Genomic DNA, 15,113 nt, shown 5'->3' on the forward strand with positions numbered 1-15,113 from the left:
GATGGTTTTTTGGCAATCTACCATAGCCATGCGACTTTGACTGTTGTGATCGTCACACCTGATCCGCTCTTCACGTTAACTTGTCCGATCAACGGCGATTCTTCGCCTATGACATCCCCATCGCTTCCCTATCCGGTACTGATTACCGGTGCCAGCTCAGGCATCGGTCTGGCCCTCACCCGCTTCCATCTGGCGCGAGGGGATCAGGTTATCGCCAGCAGCCGCGATCCGGGCGACTCACCGCTGGCAGCACTGGCAACGCAGCATGGCCCGTTGGCACTGGTGGCAGCGGATCTGAGCGCCCCCCGGGCGCCGACTGCACTTGCCGAAGAAGTGAGAACGCGCACAGCCCATCTCTCGCGAGTGGTTCACTGTGCCGGCGTGCTCCACGACACCAGCCGTAATCTGTCACCGGAAAAACGCCTGGCAGACCTGTCGCTAGAGAGCCTGGAATACAGTTTCCGCCTGAACGCCTGGGCCCCGATGCTGCTGGCCCGCAGCCTGCTGCCACAACTACGCCGCCAGCCGGCAACCTTCGCCGCCATCTCCGCCCGGGTCGGCAGCATTACCGACAACCATCTGGGCGGCTGGTACAGCTATCGCAGCAGCAAGGCGGCGCTGAATCAGATGATGCGCACCTTTGCGGTGGAGGCCCGCCGCCGGGCCCCTCATCTCACTGTACTGGCGCTGCACCCCGGCACCACCGATACACCACTGTCAGCCCCTTTTCAGTCACGGGTACCGGAAGAGAAGCTGTTTTCGGCAGACTGGGTAGCCGAGCAATTGACGCTGCAACTGGACCAGGCCACACCGGAACAGAGCGGCAGTTTTATTAACTGGCGAGGCGACCCACTCCCCTGGTAGCAGATACAAAATTTCCACACTTGGCGCTTGCCATACCCTGTCCGCCCGCGCCACTATCAACGGGCTGATGCACAATGTGTATTGGCACCCATGCCGGCGGCCCGGTAAGGATGCCGCGCCATGCGCGCCCCATCAGGGGCGCGGTGGCGTGGCGGGAGATCGGGCCGTTCGGCATGCACCTATCCCGGTTGATCCTCGCGACGAATCATCTCCCCCCTTCATTCATGCAACTTTCCCGCTATGCTTGCCTCTAACAGAGCCCATGCCAAGGAGTTCGGGAATGAAACAAGTACTTTCGCTATGGCTGGTCACCACCGCCATCATGCTGGCGGGCTGTCAACGACTGGGGTCGCTGGAAGCACCGGAAGTCAGCGTATCCGGCATTGCCCTTAACAGTATCAGCCTGTTTGAACAGGAATGGGGACTCACGTTACGTGCGCGCAATCCCAATGACCGGGAACTGACGCTGAAGAGCCTGGACTACGAAATCTTCATCAACGGCGAAAAGTTTGCCCGCGGCCTCACTGGCGACAGCGTCACCCTGCCCGCCATGGGCGATGCCCAGGTGACCACCACGATTACCACCAGCCTGCTGAGCAGCCTCAAACAGTTGCAGAAAATCCAGCAGCAACAGGACAAGCCGCTGCAGTATCGATTGGTGGGCAAGGCCCGTGTCGCCGGGGTCCCCCTGCCCCTGTCCTTCGACAAGGAAGGCGAAATGACCCTGCCAGCGATGCCTTGAAGTGCCTGAGCGCATAGCAGCCTGCTTTCGCTCACCACCCTTGCTGTAGGAGCGTCGCTCGCGGCGCGATTCTAACCTCGTTGATCGCGCCGCGAGCGACGCTCCTACAGCCTATTCAAGAAACCTCTGCGGCAAAAATCATCCCCCCTGACGCTCGCGACGAAACCGGGGCGGCATCGGGCCGGTCCAGCGGCGGACGGCATGATTGAAGTTGGACAGCTCGGAGAAACCCAGTCGATCGCTGATCTCTTCCATGCCCAGTCCGCCCAGGATTAACCACTGCTCCGCCAGCATCCGTCGCACCTCATCCAGCAGCTCCCGGTAACCGGTGCCCTCAGTGCGCAGCTGCCGACGCAGGGTGCGACTGGTGACACCCAGCTCCGATGCCATGGCCTCCATATCCGGAAAGCTGCCCGGCTGGCTGAGCAGACGGCGGCGTACCTGCAACGCCACCCCTCCCTGTCGGTAGCGCTGCACGAGTAATTGCTGGCACTGCTCTTCGCAGAGTCGGGCGGTGACCGGGTTGGCCTGGGGCAAGGGCATATCCAGCAGACCCGCGACAAACCGAGCCTGGTTGTGCGACTGATCGAAACGAGGCGGCAGCCCGAAAATAGCGGTAAACGGCGCCGGGTCCTGCTCGGGCAAGCGCAGCACCAGGGAGGACAGCGGAATACGGCTGGCGAACAATTCTTCCTGGACCATCATCACCGCGCTGGCATCCCGTGCCAGCAGGTAGGGGCGAATGGTTTCCGGCAGCCCGCTGTCATCCAGCATTAGCACCGCCTCCCCCTGCTCTTCTTCAAGACGGATATCCAGGAAGGCAAAGGTCAGATCCAGATAGCGCACCCCCAGCTCCACCGCCTGCCGGAAGGTAGGGCTGCTGAGCAGGGCAAAGCCCCACACCCCGTAACTGCTCAGGTGATAACGCTGCCCCATGGCCAGGCCATGTCTGACCGGGTCATCCAGCTGCGCACAGAGGTTCTCCACCACCCGGCGCTCCTGGGCCCGCTCGATGGTCGCCTCCGGTCGGTGCAGCATTGCCGGGTCAATATCGCTGCCTGCCAGACAGGCCTCCGCGTCCAGACCCTGCTCGGCGGCGTAGGCCACTTGCAGGCGCACACTGGTGATGGCTCGACGTACATCCATGAAATGTCCGTTTCCCACAATTTTCTGTCCCAGAATGCCATAAACAAGACGTATCCGTCCCGTTAGAGTAACCATCAATAAAAGATTACTGGGATGTTTACCATGCAAGTAACCCACAACGTGGTGATTATCGGTGCCGGCTTCGGCGGACTCGGTATGGCCATTCGCCTGAAAGCCCAGGGCGAAGAGAATATTTTGATGATTGAGAAAGGCCACGACGTGGGTGGCTGCTGGCGTGACAACACCTACCCGGGCGCCGCCTGCGATGTGCCTTCGCACCTGTATTCCTTTTCCTTCGAGCGCCATTACCCATGGAGCCGCCGCTTCGCGCCGCAGCAGGAAATCTTTTCCTACCAGCAATACTGCGCGCGCAAGTACGACCTGTACCGGCATATCCGCTTCAACACGGAAGTCGCCGACGCCCGCTACCAGGATGAAGACGGCATCTGGGAATTAACCCTGACCAACGGTGACACCCTCACTACCCGGGTACTGATCACCGCCACCGGCCAGCTCAACCAGCCCGCCTACCCGCCGCTGTCCGGTATCGAGGATTTCGCTGGTGCGCATTTCCACAGCGCCCGCTGGGACCACGACGTGGACCTGACCGGCAAAACCGTGGCCGTTGTGGGCACCGGCGCCAGCGCCATCCAGTTCGTGCCGGAAGTGGCCAAGGTGGCCGGCAAGGTAAAACTGTTCCAGCGCTCCGCCGCCCATGTGATTGCCAAACCGGATCGCGCCTACAGCAAACTGGAACACCAGGTACTGAGCAAGGCACCCATTACCCAGACCCTGGACCGGCTACGCATTTATGCCACCAACGAATCACGGGCCCTGGGCTTTACCACTTTCCAGAAGGCCATGAAGGTGTACGAGTGGCTGTTTCGTCGTCACCTGAAGCAGCAGATCAAGGATCCCGCCCTGCGCGAGAAACTGACCCCGGATTACCCCATGGGCTGCAAGCGCATTCTGATGTCCAACGATTACTACCCGGCCTTGGCACAGGACCATGTGGAGGTGATCAACCACGGCATCAGCTCGGTGGACCAGAGCGGCCTTACCGACAGCACCGGCACCCATCACGACGTGGATGTGGTCATCTATGGCACCGGCTTCAAGGCCACCGACTTCCTCACCCCCATGACCATTACCGGCCGTGACGGGGCAGACCTGAACGCGGTGTGGAAAGATGGCGCCGAAGCTTACCTGGGCATTACCGTTCGGGGCTTTCCCAACCTGTTCATGCTCTACGGCCCCAACACCAACCTGGGCCACAACTCCATCATCTACATGCTGGAAAGCCAGATTCACTACATCCTGCAATGTGTGGCAGAGATGGAGGAACAGAGTATCAAGGCACTGGAAGTGCGCGACCGGGTTCAGGACGATTTCAACAAGACGGTGCAAGACAAGATCAGCAATACCGTCTGGGACAAGGGCTGTCATAGCTGGTACAAAACCGAAAGTGGCAAGAACACCAACAACTGGCCCGGCTTCACCTTCGACTACCGCCGCCAGACACGGACCCTGGATCTGAGTGACTATGACCTCCTTCGTTGATCGAATCAGCCGGGCCCAATCCGGCACCCAGCAAATGCTGGCCGGCGCGTTGCGCCAGTCCCTGGCCATGTTGTTCAAACCGGTGGCCAACCCGCGTTTCAGCGTGAAGGCGCAGCGCCGCTGGATGGACATCATGGCCAAGACCACCCTGGTCGCCCGGGATGTGCCCAGCCACGACGCTCCGCTGGGCAGTGTCCCCTGCCGCCACTATGCGCCGCTGAATGCCCAGGGCACCGTGCTTTATCTGCACGGCGGCGGCTATGTAGCCGGCAGCCCGGAAAGCCACCGGGCCATCACCTCTCACCTGGCAAGATTCGCCAACGCCCGCGTGGTCGTACCCGACTACCGATTGGCACCGGAGCATGCCTGCCCCGCCGCCATTGAAGATGCCGTGGCAGTGTATCAAGCCCTGCTGGCAGAGGGCGTGGACCCGGCCACCCTGGTCATCGCCGGTGACTCCGCCGGCGGCGGCCTTGCCCTGGCTACCCTGCAAGCCCTGAAAGCAAAACAGATCGCCTTGCCCAGCAGCACGATCCTGATCTCTCCCTGGGTGGACCTGAGCCTCAACGACCTGTTCGACACTGACCGTGACATCATGCTCAGTCACGCCTGGCTGGCCAGTGCCGCTGGCGCCTATGGCGGAGACGATCCGACTCGCCCGCCCTGCTCACCCCTCAATGGTGATCTGAGTGACCTGCCCCCGGTACTGATCCAGGCTGGCGGCGACGAGATCCTGCTCAACGACAGCCACCGCCTGTGCACCGCCCTGAACAACGCCGGTACCCCGGCGCGTCTGCAGGTGCACCCCCAGCGCTGGCATGATTTCCAGCTCCATGCCGGCGTATTGGCCGATGCGGATCAGGCGTTGATGACCTGCGCCCGCTTTATCCATCAACACTGGAAGGATGCCGCTGCATGAAACGTATCCTGATCACCGGCGCCGCCAGTGGCATCGGCCTGGCCACCGCCAAGCACTTTCATGAGAACGGCTGGCGGGTTGGCCTGACCGATGTGAATGAAACCGCCCTGGCGCGGCTGGCGAAGGAACTGGACAACAGCTGGTACCGGCGCCTGGACGTGACCGACAGCATTGCCTGTGAGCATGCCTGCCGGGACTTTGCCGAAGACGGAGGCATCGACGTGCTGTTCAATTGTGCCGGCATTCTGCGCATGGGCCAGTTCGAGTCCATCAGCGCGGAACAGCACAAGCAGATCATCGACATCAACGTCACCGGCCTGATCAACATGAGCCTGGCTGCCCACCCCTTCCTGCAGGAGAGCAAGACCGCCGCGGTGATCAACATGAGTTCCGCCTCGGCCCTGTACGGGGTGCCGCACCTAGCCTCCTATTCCGCCAGCAAGTTCGCGGTGCGTTCGCTCACCGAGTCGCTGAATATCGAATGGGGGCGTCAGGGCATCCGCGTGGTCGATATCATGCCGCCGTTCGTGAAAACCCCCATGGTGGAAAAGGCCAGCTTCCGGGCACCGGTGGTAGACCGCATGGGCGTCAACCTGAGTGCCAACGACGTGGCCGACACGGTCTGGCAGGCTGCCAATGAAAAAATGCCGGTACACAACCCGGTGGGCCTCACCTTCAAACTGATCAAGCTCCTCGACAAGGCCTTGCCCAGTGCCTCGACACGGTTGTTCATGAGCTTTCTGAGCAGAGACTGACACCCTGCTTCTCCGTAGGAGCGTCGCTCGCGGCGCGATTCTAACCTCGTTGATCGCGCCGCGAGCGACGCTCCTACAGCAAGGGCTCCAAGCTACGGCTCGGCCGGCGGAGCAGAAAAGGTAATCTTCACCTTTCTTCGCCCCCACTCCCGGGCCGCCTGCACATCCTCGCCCATATAAATATCGATCTTCTTTTTCCAGCGCCAGTGCATCTTGTCCTTCACCACCCAGGTACCGGGCAGGCCTTCGATATGCAGTTCAGCATTATGTCCCAGCCCCATGGGAATCAAATCCCGCGACACCGCGATGGACTTCATCCCCGGTTTGAGGCGATCCCCCCAGGCGGCCAGGGCATGGTCCGCTCCCGCCCCCTGGCCGTGCAGGGAATTGTAGGCCGTGGCAGTGACCGTCATGGTCACCGTATTCGGTGCGGCAGGCTTGCCCTGATCCGCTTCGCACCGGGCCACCAGCCAGGTCAGCGCCACCAGTACCAGGGTAAAAGCGGCGGCATTCACTCGCCGTTGCGGGCTGACTGCTAGGCTCATGGCATGATTCTCCGTCTGGTCACTCTTATTATGCTTCACGGTCTGCTGTCGGCCTGCAACCTGGTTTCCGACAACAGGGCGGAGGACACGGCTGCGCCCGCAGCCCTCACCGACACCCTGCGTCACTGGCAACCCGCCGACAATCCCGATGCGGTGATCCTTGGCCTGCACAGCTTCGGCGATTTCGGGGCTGCCTTCGATGCACTGGGCCCCTACTTTGCCGACAACGGCCACCTGCTGGTCAGCTATGACCAGGCCGGGTTCGGCGAACGTACCCAGCAAGGGCAGTGGGCCGGAGAAGACCAGCTGGTATCAGAAGCGGTCTATCAGATCGAGCAACTCTATGAACGCTATCAGCGCCCGGTGTTCCTGGTGGGGGAAAGTCTGGGAGGGGCCGTGGCGATGCTGGCAGCGCTGGAGGTGCCTGACAAAGTGGCCGGCATCGTGCTCGCCGGACCTGCCGTGCGCGAGGGGATCCGCTTCCGCTACGGCTGGAATGCCGCCATCGCCAGCGCCGCTTTTCTGGCGCCCGGATATCAGCTGACGGTAAACCGCGAACCCGATGACCCACGCCTGGCGGCTGACAGCGCCCAACGTCTGGCCAACGACCCTCGGGTGATCCGCGAAGTCCGCATGGATGCCTACTGGGGCCTGATCCAGCTGGCCGACAGCGCCAGCGACCGGGCACACTCAATACAGACACCCTCCCTGTTACTCTACGGCGGCCAGGACAACTCTGTGCCCGCCGCCGGCATCAGCCACCTGCACGATCACCTGGCAGGCCAGGGCGAATACCGCTTCTACCCTCAGGCCCCCCACCTGTTGCTGCAGGGTCCCCAGTGGCAAACCGTTGCCGACCATATTCTCGACTGGATCGACCGCACCCCGTATTGAGATTGGCCTCACAGGACACAGCCATGCTGTTAAGCTGGCGCAAACCACAGCGGAGCAAACCATGAGCAAGCGTGTTCTGATTACCGGCGGCAATTCCGGCATCGGCTACTGTACCGCCGAGCAACTGGCCGGCCACGGCGCGGAAGTATCCCTGGCCTGTCGCGACCAGACCAAGGGCCAGGCCGCCATCGCCCGCATCAAGAACCGCCACCCGGATGCCAAAGTGCATTTGTTTCCGCTGGATCTTTCCGACCTGGAAAATGTGCGCGACAACGCGGCCCTCATCTACCGGGAGCTGGGCGAACTGGATGTGCTGATCAACAATGCCGGCGTGGTGCCCACCCAGCAGGAATTCACCCGCGACGGCTACGAAATGCAGTTCGGGGTTAATTACCTGGCACCGGTGCTGTTCACCCACCTGATGCTGCCGCTACTAAAGAAAGGCAACCAGCCGCGCATTCTGCATGTGGCGTCCGTAGCCCATTGGCTGGGGCGGATCAACAAGAAGACCTGGCGCGGTCGCAAGCCCTACCTGGTAATGGACGCCTATGGCCAATCCAAACTAGGCAACATCCTGTTCAGCAATGTGCTCGCCGAGCACCTGCAGGAACTCGGCATCACCAGTAACGCCCTGCACCCGGGAGGCGTGGACACGCCCATCTTCCGGCATGTCCCCAAGGCCGCCATGGCCCTGATTCGCCCGACCCTCACCACCCCGGAAAAAGCCGCCACCCTGCCCGTCAGCCTGGCTTTGGACCCGCAGTATGCCGAGGTCACCGGCGAATACTTCGCCAACCACAAACCGGCCCTGCGTTCACCCCGGGCACGCAACCAGAAGCTGGCAGAAGAGCTGTATTACGACACCATGGCGGAGTTGGATCTGCCCACGTTGTGATAAGTGGCGAGTTGAAAGTTAAAAGGCGCGAATTAGGCGTCTGCCTCCCTTGCAGCACTTTGCCCGCGCACCATTACCGGCACGCGCGGGCAGTGCGCTTTCGTTTAGCTCTCAGCCATTCCGCGCCTTGAAACTTTCAACTTTGAACTTTCAACTCAAACCTCCACCCCAGCCACCTTTACCACGTCCTGAAGCTCGGGGTAGAAACCCAGAAAGCCCCGCTCCAGCTCCTGATAGCGCGGCTCGATTTCCTCGATGATGCCGGCGAAGTCGTTGGCAAAACGGATACGCCCGGCAATCACATCCAGTGCCTGCCCCACCCGCGTCAGCTCCCGGTACTGATTGAGCAAATCGTGCTCGATCAGACGCTCGACCCGTTCCCGCATGGGCACGTGCATCAGCGGCAGACCGGCCTGCAGATGCTGGTAGTGGCGGACAATGGCCGCCTCGCGCCCATGGTCATAAAACGCCGACCAGTGCTGCCACAGAAAATGATCAAACAAGACATCCAGGGCGACACCGGCAAAACGGCGCCGTGTTGACGAGAAGCTGCGGCGCTGGGCCTGCACCCAGGGATGGTTATCGGTAAAGCGGTCCACCAGACGATGATTGTCCAGGCCCCGCCGCACCGGCTCACTGAGCCGGGATTGTTCCACCCCATGCATGAAATCCCCCAGCACATTGCCGACCTTGGATGGCACAGACGGCCGAGCCAGGGAGAGATGTGCCAGATAATTCATAGCCGCCCTTCCTGGCGCACCATCAGCGCCACGCCTTTAAGTCTTCAGCCCGGCGGCCAGCTGAAGGCGCGGCCACCCAGTACGTGCACATGCAGATGGAAGACGGTCTGGCTGGCGCCGGCGCCGTTGTTCACGTTGAGGCGAAAATCCTCCAGTCCTTCCTGCTCGGCAACACGGCTTGCCACCAGCAGCAGGTGTCCAAGCAGGCCCTTGTCGTCCTCTTCGGCATCAGACAACTTGGGGATCGGCTTCTTGGGGATCACCAGGAAGTGGGTGGGCGCCTGGGGGTTAATATCCCTGAAGGCCAGACACTGGTCGTCTTCGAAGATGATATCGGCAGGAATTTCGCGGTCGATGATCTTGGAAAAAAGGGTTTCAGCCATGGTTCGAATCGCTCCGGATAGGCAAGGGCGAGCAGTTTTCAGCCCCGAAGGGTGTGCCCCGGTTCACAGCTCGCACGGTAACTGCGCGTAAAATGTTCGCTGTGTGTGGCGCACACCTTAGCGGCAGCCCAGAATAATGGCATTATAGCAGCCTGTCGAAACCCAACCTTATTCCACCGGAACCGCATGGCCACTCTTTTTGTCGAAAATTTAACCGTCGCCGATTTCTCCTACCTGCACCCTAAGCGCGGCATGGTCGGTGAGTCCTGGCTGGTCGATCTGGAATTGACCGGCGATCTGGATCATCAGGGCATGGTGTTCGACTTCGGTCATATCAAGAAGCGCATCAAGCAGATCATCGATGACCACGTGGACCACCGGCTGCTGGTGCCTGTGGACAGCGAACACGCCACGGTGAGCGAGCGCGACAACAACACCAGCCTGGAATGGCTCTACCGGGGCGGCACCATCCGCATGGTGGCTCCCAGTGAAAGCCTGCTGCTGATGAGCGGCCCGGAAGTCTCCAAGGCCAACCTGACCCTGTTCCTGATGGACCTGGTACAACAGGTGGTGCCAGACAATGTGGCCGAGGTACGCATCGTGCTGCGCGAGGAAGATACCGGTACTGCGCCTTTCTACCACTATTCGCATGGTCTCAAGAAACACGACGGCAATTGCCAGCGCATTGCCCACGGCCACCGCTCCGGCATCCATATCTTCGAGAATGGCCGGCGCAGCCGCTACTGGGAAAAGCTCTGGGCGGACCGTTGGGAAGATATCTACCTGGGCACCGAAGAAGACCTGGAAGGGACTTACTACATTGAGGAAATTCCCCACCACCGTTTCCGCTACGATGCCCCCCAGGGGCACTTCGAGCTGGTGATCCCGGAAGATCATTGCTACATGGTCGACACCGACACCACCGTGGAGCAACTGGCCGCTCATATCGCTGAGCAACTGGCCACCGAGGCCCCTGGCAAGCACTTCCGCGTGCGTGCCTTTGAAGGCATCGGCAAGGGCGCCATCGCCGAAGCCGGCGAAAACCTGCCCGGCAAGACCCACAGCAGCTGGCTCAGCGGCGCGGCGGTGATTTGAGTTGCAGCTACTAGCTTCAACACGAGCAGGGCGAGATTCTCGAATAGCACCCTGCCCTTGATCGAAGCTTGTAGGACCGTCGCTGGCGGCGCGATTGAATGTAGGAGCACCTCTTGAGGTGCGAACCGAGCGTAGCGAGGCGACAGAGGATTATCTGTCCGCCGTTCTTTCTGAAACCTGTCGAGTGCTGAGATTCCTGATCGCCCTCCGGTCGATTTCCGCGCAAGGCGGTTCGCACCTCAAGAGGTATATTCGCTTCGCTCACCCTTCGGGCCGCACTGAACTACGTGCGTTACTCCGCTGCGCTACGCTCCTACAGGGGCTTCGTAGCTATTCCTCCGCCAGAATGCTTTCCGCCTCTTCCTGGATCAGTCTCCGCAGCCAGCGATGGGCCACGTTGTGGTGCAGCAGCGACGACCAGGCCATTTTCAGTTCGAACTGGGGAATGTCGAAGGGCGGCTCCTTGATCAGCAAGCGTTCGTTCTGGGCTTGCATGCGCGCCACGCGGCTGGGCAGGGTGGCGACCAGGTCGTTGTTCATGGCCAGCAGGGCAGGCATCTGGTAATGACGAGTAAAGATGCTGATCTTGCGGCTCTTGCCCAGCTGCTCCAGGGCATGATCAATCCAGCCAAGCCCGCCGAGTTTTTCCGGGTTCATGCCGAACCCTACCCCGAAACCGGTTTTCGATACCCAGATATGTTGTGCTGACAGATAACTGTCCAGATTGAAACCACTGGCAATGGGGTTATCCCGGTTCAACAAGCAGGAAAAGGAATCTTTCCACAGGCTCACCTGGTGAAAGGAGCCGGGAATCTCGTTGAAACGATTCACCGCCATGTCCACCCGGCCCTGCTCCATGTCCTGGTAACTCACATCCGACGGCGTCAGAAAATCCAGCACCACGTTGGGCGCTTCGGCACGCAGGCGCCGCACGATATGCGGCACCAGGGTGGCTTCCGCATAGTCGCTGGTCATGATGCGAAATACCCGACGACTATCCGAGGGCTTGAACACATCTTCCGGGGTAAACAACTGCTCTGCCTGGGAGAGAATCTGGCGAACCAGCGGGCGCAATTCCTGAGCACGCTCAGTGGCGGTCATGCCGTCACTGGTGCGAATCAGCAACGGATCGCCAAACAGTTCCCGCAATCGCTTGAGTGAATTGCTCATGGCGGGCTGGGTGATACCCAGTTGCTCCGCCGCCCGGGTCACATTCTGCTCGCGCAACAGCACGTCCAGGTACTTGAGCAGGTTCAGGTCAGCCGCGCCAATATTCATGGTGTGAATTGCCACTTAAGAAAACATCATTGAAATGGATTCTATCGCCCGGCGGCGGGGCTGTCACATTAGAACGCCACATGTTTCATGCATCACCCAACACGCGATAACGCTCCAGCACCATCCATGGCGCATGTCGCGTGGCGTATTATTCAATGTAAAAGCAATTTTTACCGTTTTCAGTGTTAACCGAGTCGCTGTTTGAGGCTTAATGGCAAGCTGCCAGTATCGCCTAAAGGCAAAAAAATGCGTAAGGTCTGAAGCATTGTTAACACTACACCCTGTCGTGTTGTCTGAAAGAGGCACTCTGCCATCAGAGTGCTGAATATTGTTCGCAGGTGTGATTCAGAGGTTACTATGACAAGCAGCGCAACCACGCGAGCCGAGAAGTTCGTGGTTCGATTTCCCAATGGCATGCGAGGCGATGTGGCGCAAGCTGCCAGCCTGAGCCATCGCAGCATGAATGCGGAGATCATTGCCCGCTTGCAGCACAGTCTAAGCAATTGGCCCGCTACTTTGCCCCATGGCGAAACCGCAATTCCTGACGGCAACGAGGAAGCGTACCTGCTGGAACGCTTCCGACGCCTGCCATCAGGCAAGCAACAGGCACTTCTGGCCCTGCTGGACTGAACGCTGACGACCTTCTGTCCTTACAATATGCCGTTGGCCGCCTGTGATTTTTTTCAATAACGGGCATACTCTATGATGAAACATGGCCGCCACCGACTCACGGACAGAAAGGAGCCTTATCGGCCGTGACAGCTCCCCAGAACCACAACCCACTCCCCACCGGCAATGACATCAGCTTGCCGTGGCACCTGCGTCTGCCAAAGCCGCTGGAAAAAGATTTTCGCCTGTATTTTCTGGCCAGCGTGTCGAAGGTGGCACCCTGGGCGCTGGGACTGGTCGCCATTCTGATCGCCGCCGCCATGCTGATCGAATCCTGGATCGGCACGGATGTGATCACCAATTCCTGGCGTCCGCGGTTATTCACCCTGATGCTGGCCGGCGGCTGCGTTATCCTCGCCCGCACACTCCAGTGGCGGGAGTGGCTGCACCCGGCCACGTTGGCACTGGCCTTCGCCGTTGCCCTGACCGGCAATTATCTGGGCGTGCATGTTGAGCACCCGCTTTCCTATACCTTTTTCCTGCACACCCCGATGTCGATCATCATGATTTGCATCCTGATTCGTGTGCCGTTCTATTCCGCCCTGCTAAGCTCCACGGTGATGATCGGCGCCATGGTCGCCACGCTGATCGCCAACCCGGAACGGACCCCCTTCGAGGCCACCACCCTGACCATGGTGACTCTGGCCTTTGCCAGCATGAGCCTGTTTGGCCAGTACGTGTACGAGCGGCTGTTGCGCCAGCACTTCCTTTCCGAACACGTGCTTTACCAGCACCGCAACGAGCTGCACTCCGCCAACCTGGTACTGGAAAATCAGGCCACCGTGGATGGCCTGACCGGCTGCATCAACCGGCGCGGCATGGAGTCCCGGCTCAACCACCTGTTCCATCTGCACAAACAGGGCAACCCGGATGCACCGGAACGCATCAGCCTGCTGCTGTTCGATATCGACTTTTTCAAACAGTACAACGATACCTACGGCCACCCGGCCGGGGATGAATGCCTGAAGAAAATATCCAACGTTCCCCTTTCCATGGTGCAGGTGGAAACCGATTTTGTCGCGCGCTACGGCGGCGAGGAATTTGTCATCGTCCTCACCGACTCCAGCTTCAACGATGCCCTGGTGTTTGCCGAGCGGATGCGTAACCGGGTAGAACAACTGGGCCTGCCCCACAGCGGCTCCCGGGTCAGCCAGGTGGTCACCATCAGCGTCGGCGTAGCCTGCTCCGACCACGGCGCCAGCAATGGCGCTGAATTGCTCAAACAGGCCGACGAAGCCCTCTACCAGGCCAAGGGCGCCGGGCGTAATCGGGTGGCGTTGATGAATAGCCAGGGGTCGGTGGAGATGTTGAGCTAGTTAACAGTTAATAGTGAATAGTTAACAGCTGCACGCCCTGGATTTTCATGTTTGAAACGCAAGAGGCCGCGCCCAGAGAATGGGCGCGGCCTCTTGCGTTTCAAAACCTACAGTCCGCAACCGCGTCGCTGTTAACTATTCACTATTAACTGTTCACTGCATCTCCCCCACCACCGTCACCGGGTCCAGCTTTACCTCAAACCAGTTCAAGCGCCAGTCCAGGTGCGGGCCGGTGGCGCGGCCAGAGGCGCCGACTTTGGCCACCGGCTCACCCTGTTTCACGGTCTGCCCTGTTTCCACCAGCACCTCGCTGAGATGAATCATGGTGGAGGACACGCCGTAGCCGTGATCCATGATCAGGGTGCCACCGGAATAATAGTTATCGTCCTGTACCAGGGTCACCACCGCATCCGCCGGTGCGACGACAACAGTGCCGGCAGGGCGGGCCACGTCCACGCCAAAGTGCGGACGGCCGGGCTTGCCGTTGTAGACCCGCTGACTGCCGTAAACGCCACTGATGCGTCCGGTAAGGGGCCACTGAAAATCACTGAGGAAGGCCAACAGGGCAGAGTCGGTATTCCGCGCCGTCTTGATCTCGGCCACTTCGCGACGAATCCGCTTGAGCACCGCTTCCGGCGGCGGCTCCACGGTACGCTTGGGCACGCCTTCAATGCGCTGGATGTCGTATTCCCGTTTGCTGAGGGTTACGGGTACCTGTTGGGTTTCGCCCTGCTTTTCCAGCACCAGGCTCTGCTGCAGCGCCGCATCACGGCCAAACCCGACAGCAAAAAAACCGTCACCGGTAACCCGCACCACCCTGTCATCCAGTTTGACGGCCACCCCCGGCGCCACCTGGCCACGCAGCAAGGCCCCCTGGGTACGCTCCCCTTCCAGGGACAATAGCCAGTCGCTGGCCATCACATTGCCCGCCAGCAGCACGAGCAGACCTACAACAATTCGCAACATCGAATACCTCGAAACGGTTACCGGGAGGATGGGTCCAGCTGAAAACATATGGCGAAGCTTTAAAGGAGCCATTAGAAGAACCTGTCGAGCCCTGATATTCCTGATCGCCCTGCGGTCGATTCCCTTGCTCCGCAAGGTTCGCACCTCAAGAGGTACTCCTACAGCGGCTTCGTAGAAATGCCGAGGTCCGGGGAACTTTCCACCCTTTACCTATCCAATCGAGCGTAGCTCGTAGCTCGTAGCTCGTAGCTCGTAGCTCGTAGCTCGTAGCTCGTAGCTCGTAGCTCGTAGCTCGTAGCTCGTAGCTCGTAGCTCGTAGCTCGTAGCTCGTAGCTCGTAGCTCGTA

Annotated in this window: 16 protein-coding genes; 10 read left to right on the top strand and 6 right to left on the bottom strand. The window is 60.2% G+C overall.

Annotation, left to right across the window (positions count from 1 at the left end; translation table 11 throughout):
* Window positions 1–108 precede the first annotated feature (108 nt).
* Both ACFE0K_RS06385 and ACFE0K_RS06390 read left to right on the top strand, forming a co-directional pair.
* Complete coding sequence (locus ACFE0K_RS06385) at window positions 109–864, top strand: SDR family NAD(P)-dependent oxidoreductase (protein WP_434535267.1); 756 nt, start codon at window positions 109–111, stop codon at window positions 862–864.
* Between the two features lie 280 nt (window positions 865–1,144).
* Window positions 1,145–1,606: an LEA type 2 family protein gene (locus tag ACFE0K_RS06390; protein ID WP_434535268.1), complete on the top strand. Its 462-nt coding sequence runs from the start codon at window positions 1,145–1,147 to the stop codon at window positions 1,604–1,606.
* A 138-nt stretch (window positions 1,607–1,744) separates the two neighbouring features.
* Here the strand turns inward: ACFE0K_RS06390 and ACFE0K_RS06395 are convergent, their stop codons facing one another.
* Window positions 1,745–2,752, bottom strand: a complete 1,008-nt coding sequence (locus ACFE0K_RS06395) for an AraC family transcriptional regulator (RefSeq protein ID WP_434535269.1) — start codon at window positions 2,750–2,752, stop codon at window positions 1,745–1,747.
* A 102-nt stretch (window positions 2,753–2,854) separates the two neighbouring features.
* On the opposite strand from ACFE0K_RS06395, the gene ACFE0K_RS06400 reads away from it, so the two are divergent.
* Genes ACFE0K_RS06400 through ACFE0K_RS06410 form a run of 3 tightly spaced genes read left to right on the top strand, consistent with a single transcriptional unit; the run spans window position 2,855 to window position 5,986 of the window.
* Window positions 2,855–4,312, top strand: a complete 1,458-nt coding sequence (locus tag ACFE0K_RS06400) for a flavin-containing monooxygenase (RefSeq protein ID WP_434535270.1) — start codon at window positions 2,855–2,857, stop codon at window positions 4,310–4,312.
* Complete coding sequence (locus ACFE0K_RS06405) at window positions 4,296–5,231, top strand: alpha/beta hydrolase (RefSeq protein WP_434535271.1); 936 nt, start codon at window positions 4,296–4,298, stop codon at window positions 5,229–5,231. Before ACFE0K_RS06400 ends, ACFE0K_RS06405 begins: the two co-directional genes overlap by 17 nt.
* The gene (locus tag ACFE0K_RS06410) at window positions 5,228–5,986 is read left to right on the top strand and encodes an SDR family oxidoreductase (RefSeq protein ID WP_434535272.1); all 759 of its coding nucleotides are present in this window, start codon (window positions 5,228–5,230) and stop codon (window positions 5,984–5,986) included. The genes ACFE0K_RS06405 and ACFE0K_RS06410 overlap by 4 nt, the downstream gene beginning before the upstream one ends.
* Before the next feature lie 92 nt (window positions 5,987–6,078).
* On the opposite strand, the gene ACFE0K_RS06415 is transcribed toward ACFE0K_RS06410, so the two are convergent.
* Window positions 6,079–6,531, bottom strand: a complete 453-nt coding sequence (locus ACFE0K_RS06415; protein ID WP_434535273.1) for a 3D domain-containing protein — start codon at window positions 6,529–6,531, stop codon at window positions 6,079–6,081.
* A 3-nt stretch (window positions 6,532–6,534) separates the two neighbouring features.
* Between ACFE0K_RS06415 and ACFE0K_RS06420 the strand changes: the two genes are divergently transcribed.
* Window positions 6,535–7,425 (top strand): alpha/beta fold hydrolase, encoded by an 891-nt coding sequence (locus ACFE0K_RS06420; protein ID WP_434535274.1) that lies wholly within the window; start codon window positions 6,535–6,537, stop codon window positions 7,423–7,425.
* A 61-nt stretch (window positions 7,426–7,486) separates the two neighbouring features.
* Window positions 7,487–8,320 (top strand): SDR family oxidoreductase, encoded by an 834-nt coding sequence (locus ACFE0K_RS06425; protein ID WP_434535275.1) that lies wholly within the window; start codon window positions 7,487–7,489, stop codon window positions 8,318–8,320.
* Between the two features lie 155 nt (window positions 8,321–8,475).
* On the opposite strand, the gene ACFE0K_RS06430 is transcribed toward ACFE0K_RS06425, so the two are convergent.
* Window positions 8,476–9,060 carry an ACP phosphodiesterase gene (locus ACFE0K_RS06430; protein ID WP_434535276.1) on the bottom strand — a complete coding sequence of 195 codons (585 nt, stop codon included), beginning with the start codon at window positions 9,058–9,060 and terminating at the stop codon, window positions 8,476–8,478.
* Window positions 9,061–9,104: 44 nt separating this feature from the next.
* Window positions 9,105–9,443, bottom strand: a complete 339-nt coding sequence (locus tag ACFE0K_RS06435; protein ID WP_434535277.1) for a histidine triad nucleotide-binding protein — start codon at window positions 9,441–9,443, stop codon at window positions 9,105–9,107.
* A gap of 186 nt (window positions 9,444–9,629) precedes the next feature.
* Here ACFE0K_RS06435 and ACFE0K_RS06440 point away from each other — a divergent pair, with 186 nt between their 5' ends.
* Window positions 9,630–10,538, top strand: coding sequence for a 6-pyruvoyl trahydropterin synthase family protein (locus tag ACFE0K_RS06440; RefSeq protein ID WP_434535278.1), 909 nt, complete (start codon window positions 9,630–9,632; stop codon window positions 10,536–10,538).
* 330 nt (window positions 10,539–10,868) lie between these two features.
* Here the strand turns inward: ACFE0K_RS06440 and ACFE0K_RS06445 are convergent, their stop codons facing one another.
* Complete coding sequence (locus tag ACFE0K_RS06445; RefSeq protein ID WP_434535282.1) at window positions 10,869–11,816, bottom strand: LysR family transcriptional regulator; 948 nt, start codon at window positions 11,814–11,816, stop codon at window positions 10,869–10,871.
* Between the two features lie 357 nt (window positions 11,817–12,173).
* Here ACFE0K_RS06445 and ACFE0K_RS06450 point away from each other — a divergent pair, with 357 nt between their 5' ends.
* Window positions 12,174–12,446: an Arc family DNA-binding protein gene (locus tag ACFE0K_RS06450; RefSeq protein WP_434535279.1), complete on the top strand. Its 273-nt coding sequence runs from the start codon at window positions 12,174–12,176 to the stop codon at window positions 12,444–12,446.
* 125 nt (window positions 12,447–12,571) lie between these two features.
* A complete protein-coding gene (locus tag ACFE0K_RS06455) occupies window positions 12,572–13,801 on the top strand; it encodes a GGDEF domain-containing protein (protein ID WP_434535280.1) in 1,230 nt (409 codons plus the stop codon).
* 153 nt (window positions 13,802–13,954) lie between these two features.
* On the opposite strand, the gene ACFE0K_RS06460 is transcribed toward ACFE0K_RS06455, so the two are convergent.
* Window positions 13,955–14,767 (bottom strand): M23 family metallopeptidase, encoded by an 813-nt coding sequence (locus ACFE0K_RS06460; protein WP_434535281.1) that lies wholly within the window; start codon window positions 14,765–14,767, stop codon window positions 13,955–13,957.
* Window positions 14,768–15,113: the final 346 nt, after the last annotated feature.

It is taken from the genome of Alcanivorax sp. (assembly GCF_051117345.1).
Lineage (GTDB): Bacteria > Pseudomonadota > Gammaproteobacteria > Pseudomonadales > Alcanivoracaceae > Alcanivorax.

Excerpts from the sequence above, each read along its gene's own strand:
- ACFE0K_RS06385 (WP_434535267.1), top strand. The coding sequence starts at position 109 with ATGACATCCCCATCGCTTCCCTATCCGGTACTGATTACCGGTGCCAGC.
- ACFE0K_RS06390 (WP_434535268.1), top strand. The coding sequence starts at position 1,145 with ATGAAACAAGTACTTTCGCTATGGCTGGTCACCACCGCCATCATGCTG.
- ACFE0K_RS06395 (WP_434535269.1), bottom strand. The coding sequence starts at position 2,752 with ATGGATGTACGTCGAGCCATCACCAGTGTGCGCCTGCAAGTGGCCTAC.
- ACFE0K_RS06400 (WP_434535270.1), top strand. The coding sequence starts at position 2,855 with ATGCAAGTAACCCACAACGTGGTGATTATCGGTGCCGGCTTCGGCGGA.
- ACFE0K_RS06405 (WP_434535271.1), top strand. The coding sequence starts at position 4,296 with ATGACCTCCTTCGTTGATCGAATCAGCCGGGCCCAATCCGGCACCCAG.
- ACFE0K_RS06410 (WP_434535272.1), top strand. The coding sequence starts at position 5,228 with ATGAAACGTATCCTGATCACCGGCGCCGCCAGTGGCATCGGCCTGGCC.
- ACFE0K_RS06415 (WP_434535273.1), bottom strand. The coding sequence starts at position 6,531 with ATGAGCCTAGCAGTCAGCCCGCAACGGCGAGTGAATGCCGCCGCTTTT.
- ACFE0K_RS06420 (WP_434535274.1), top strand. The coding sequence starts at position 6,535 with ATGATTCTCCGTCTGGTCACTCTTATTATGCTTCACGGTCTGCTGTCG.
- ACFE0K_RS06425 (WP_434535275.1), top strand. The coding sequence starts at position 7,487 with ATGAGCAAGCGTGTTCTGATTACCGGCGGCAATTCCGGCATCGGCTAC.
- ACFE0K_RS06430 (WP_434535276.1), bottom strand. The coding sequence starts at position 9,060 with ATGAATTATCTGGCACATCTCTCCCTGGCTCGGCCGTCTGTGCCATCC.
- ACFE0K_RS06435 (WP_434535277.1), bottom strand. The coding sequence starts at position 9,443 with ATGGCTGAAACCCTTTTTTCCAAGATCATCGACCGCGAAATTCCTGCC.
- ACFE0K_RS06440 (WP_434535278.1), top strand. The coding sequence starts at position 9,630 with ATGGCCACTCTTTTTGTCGAAAATTTAACCGTCGCCGATTTCTCCTAC.
- ACFE0K_RS06445 (WP_434535282.1), bottom strand. The coding sequence starts at position 11,816 with ATGAATATTGGCGCGGCTGACCTGAACCTGCTCAAGTACCTGGACGTG.
- ACFE0K_RS06450 (WP_434535279.1), top strand. The coding sequence starts at position 12,174 with ATGACAAGCAGCGCAACCACGCGAGCCGAGAAGTTCGTGGTTCGATTT.
- ACFE0K_RS06460 (WP_434535281.1), bottom strand. The coding sequence starts at position 14,767 with ATGTTGCGAATTGTTGTAGGTCTGCTCGTGCTGCTGGCGGGCAATGTG.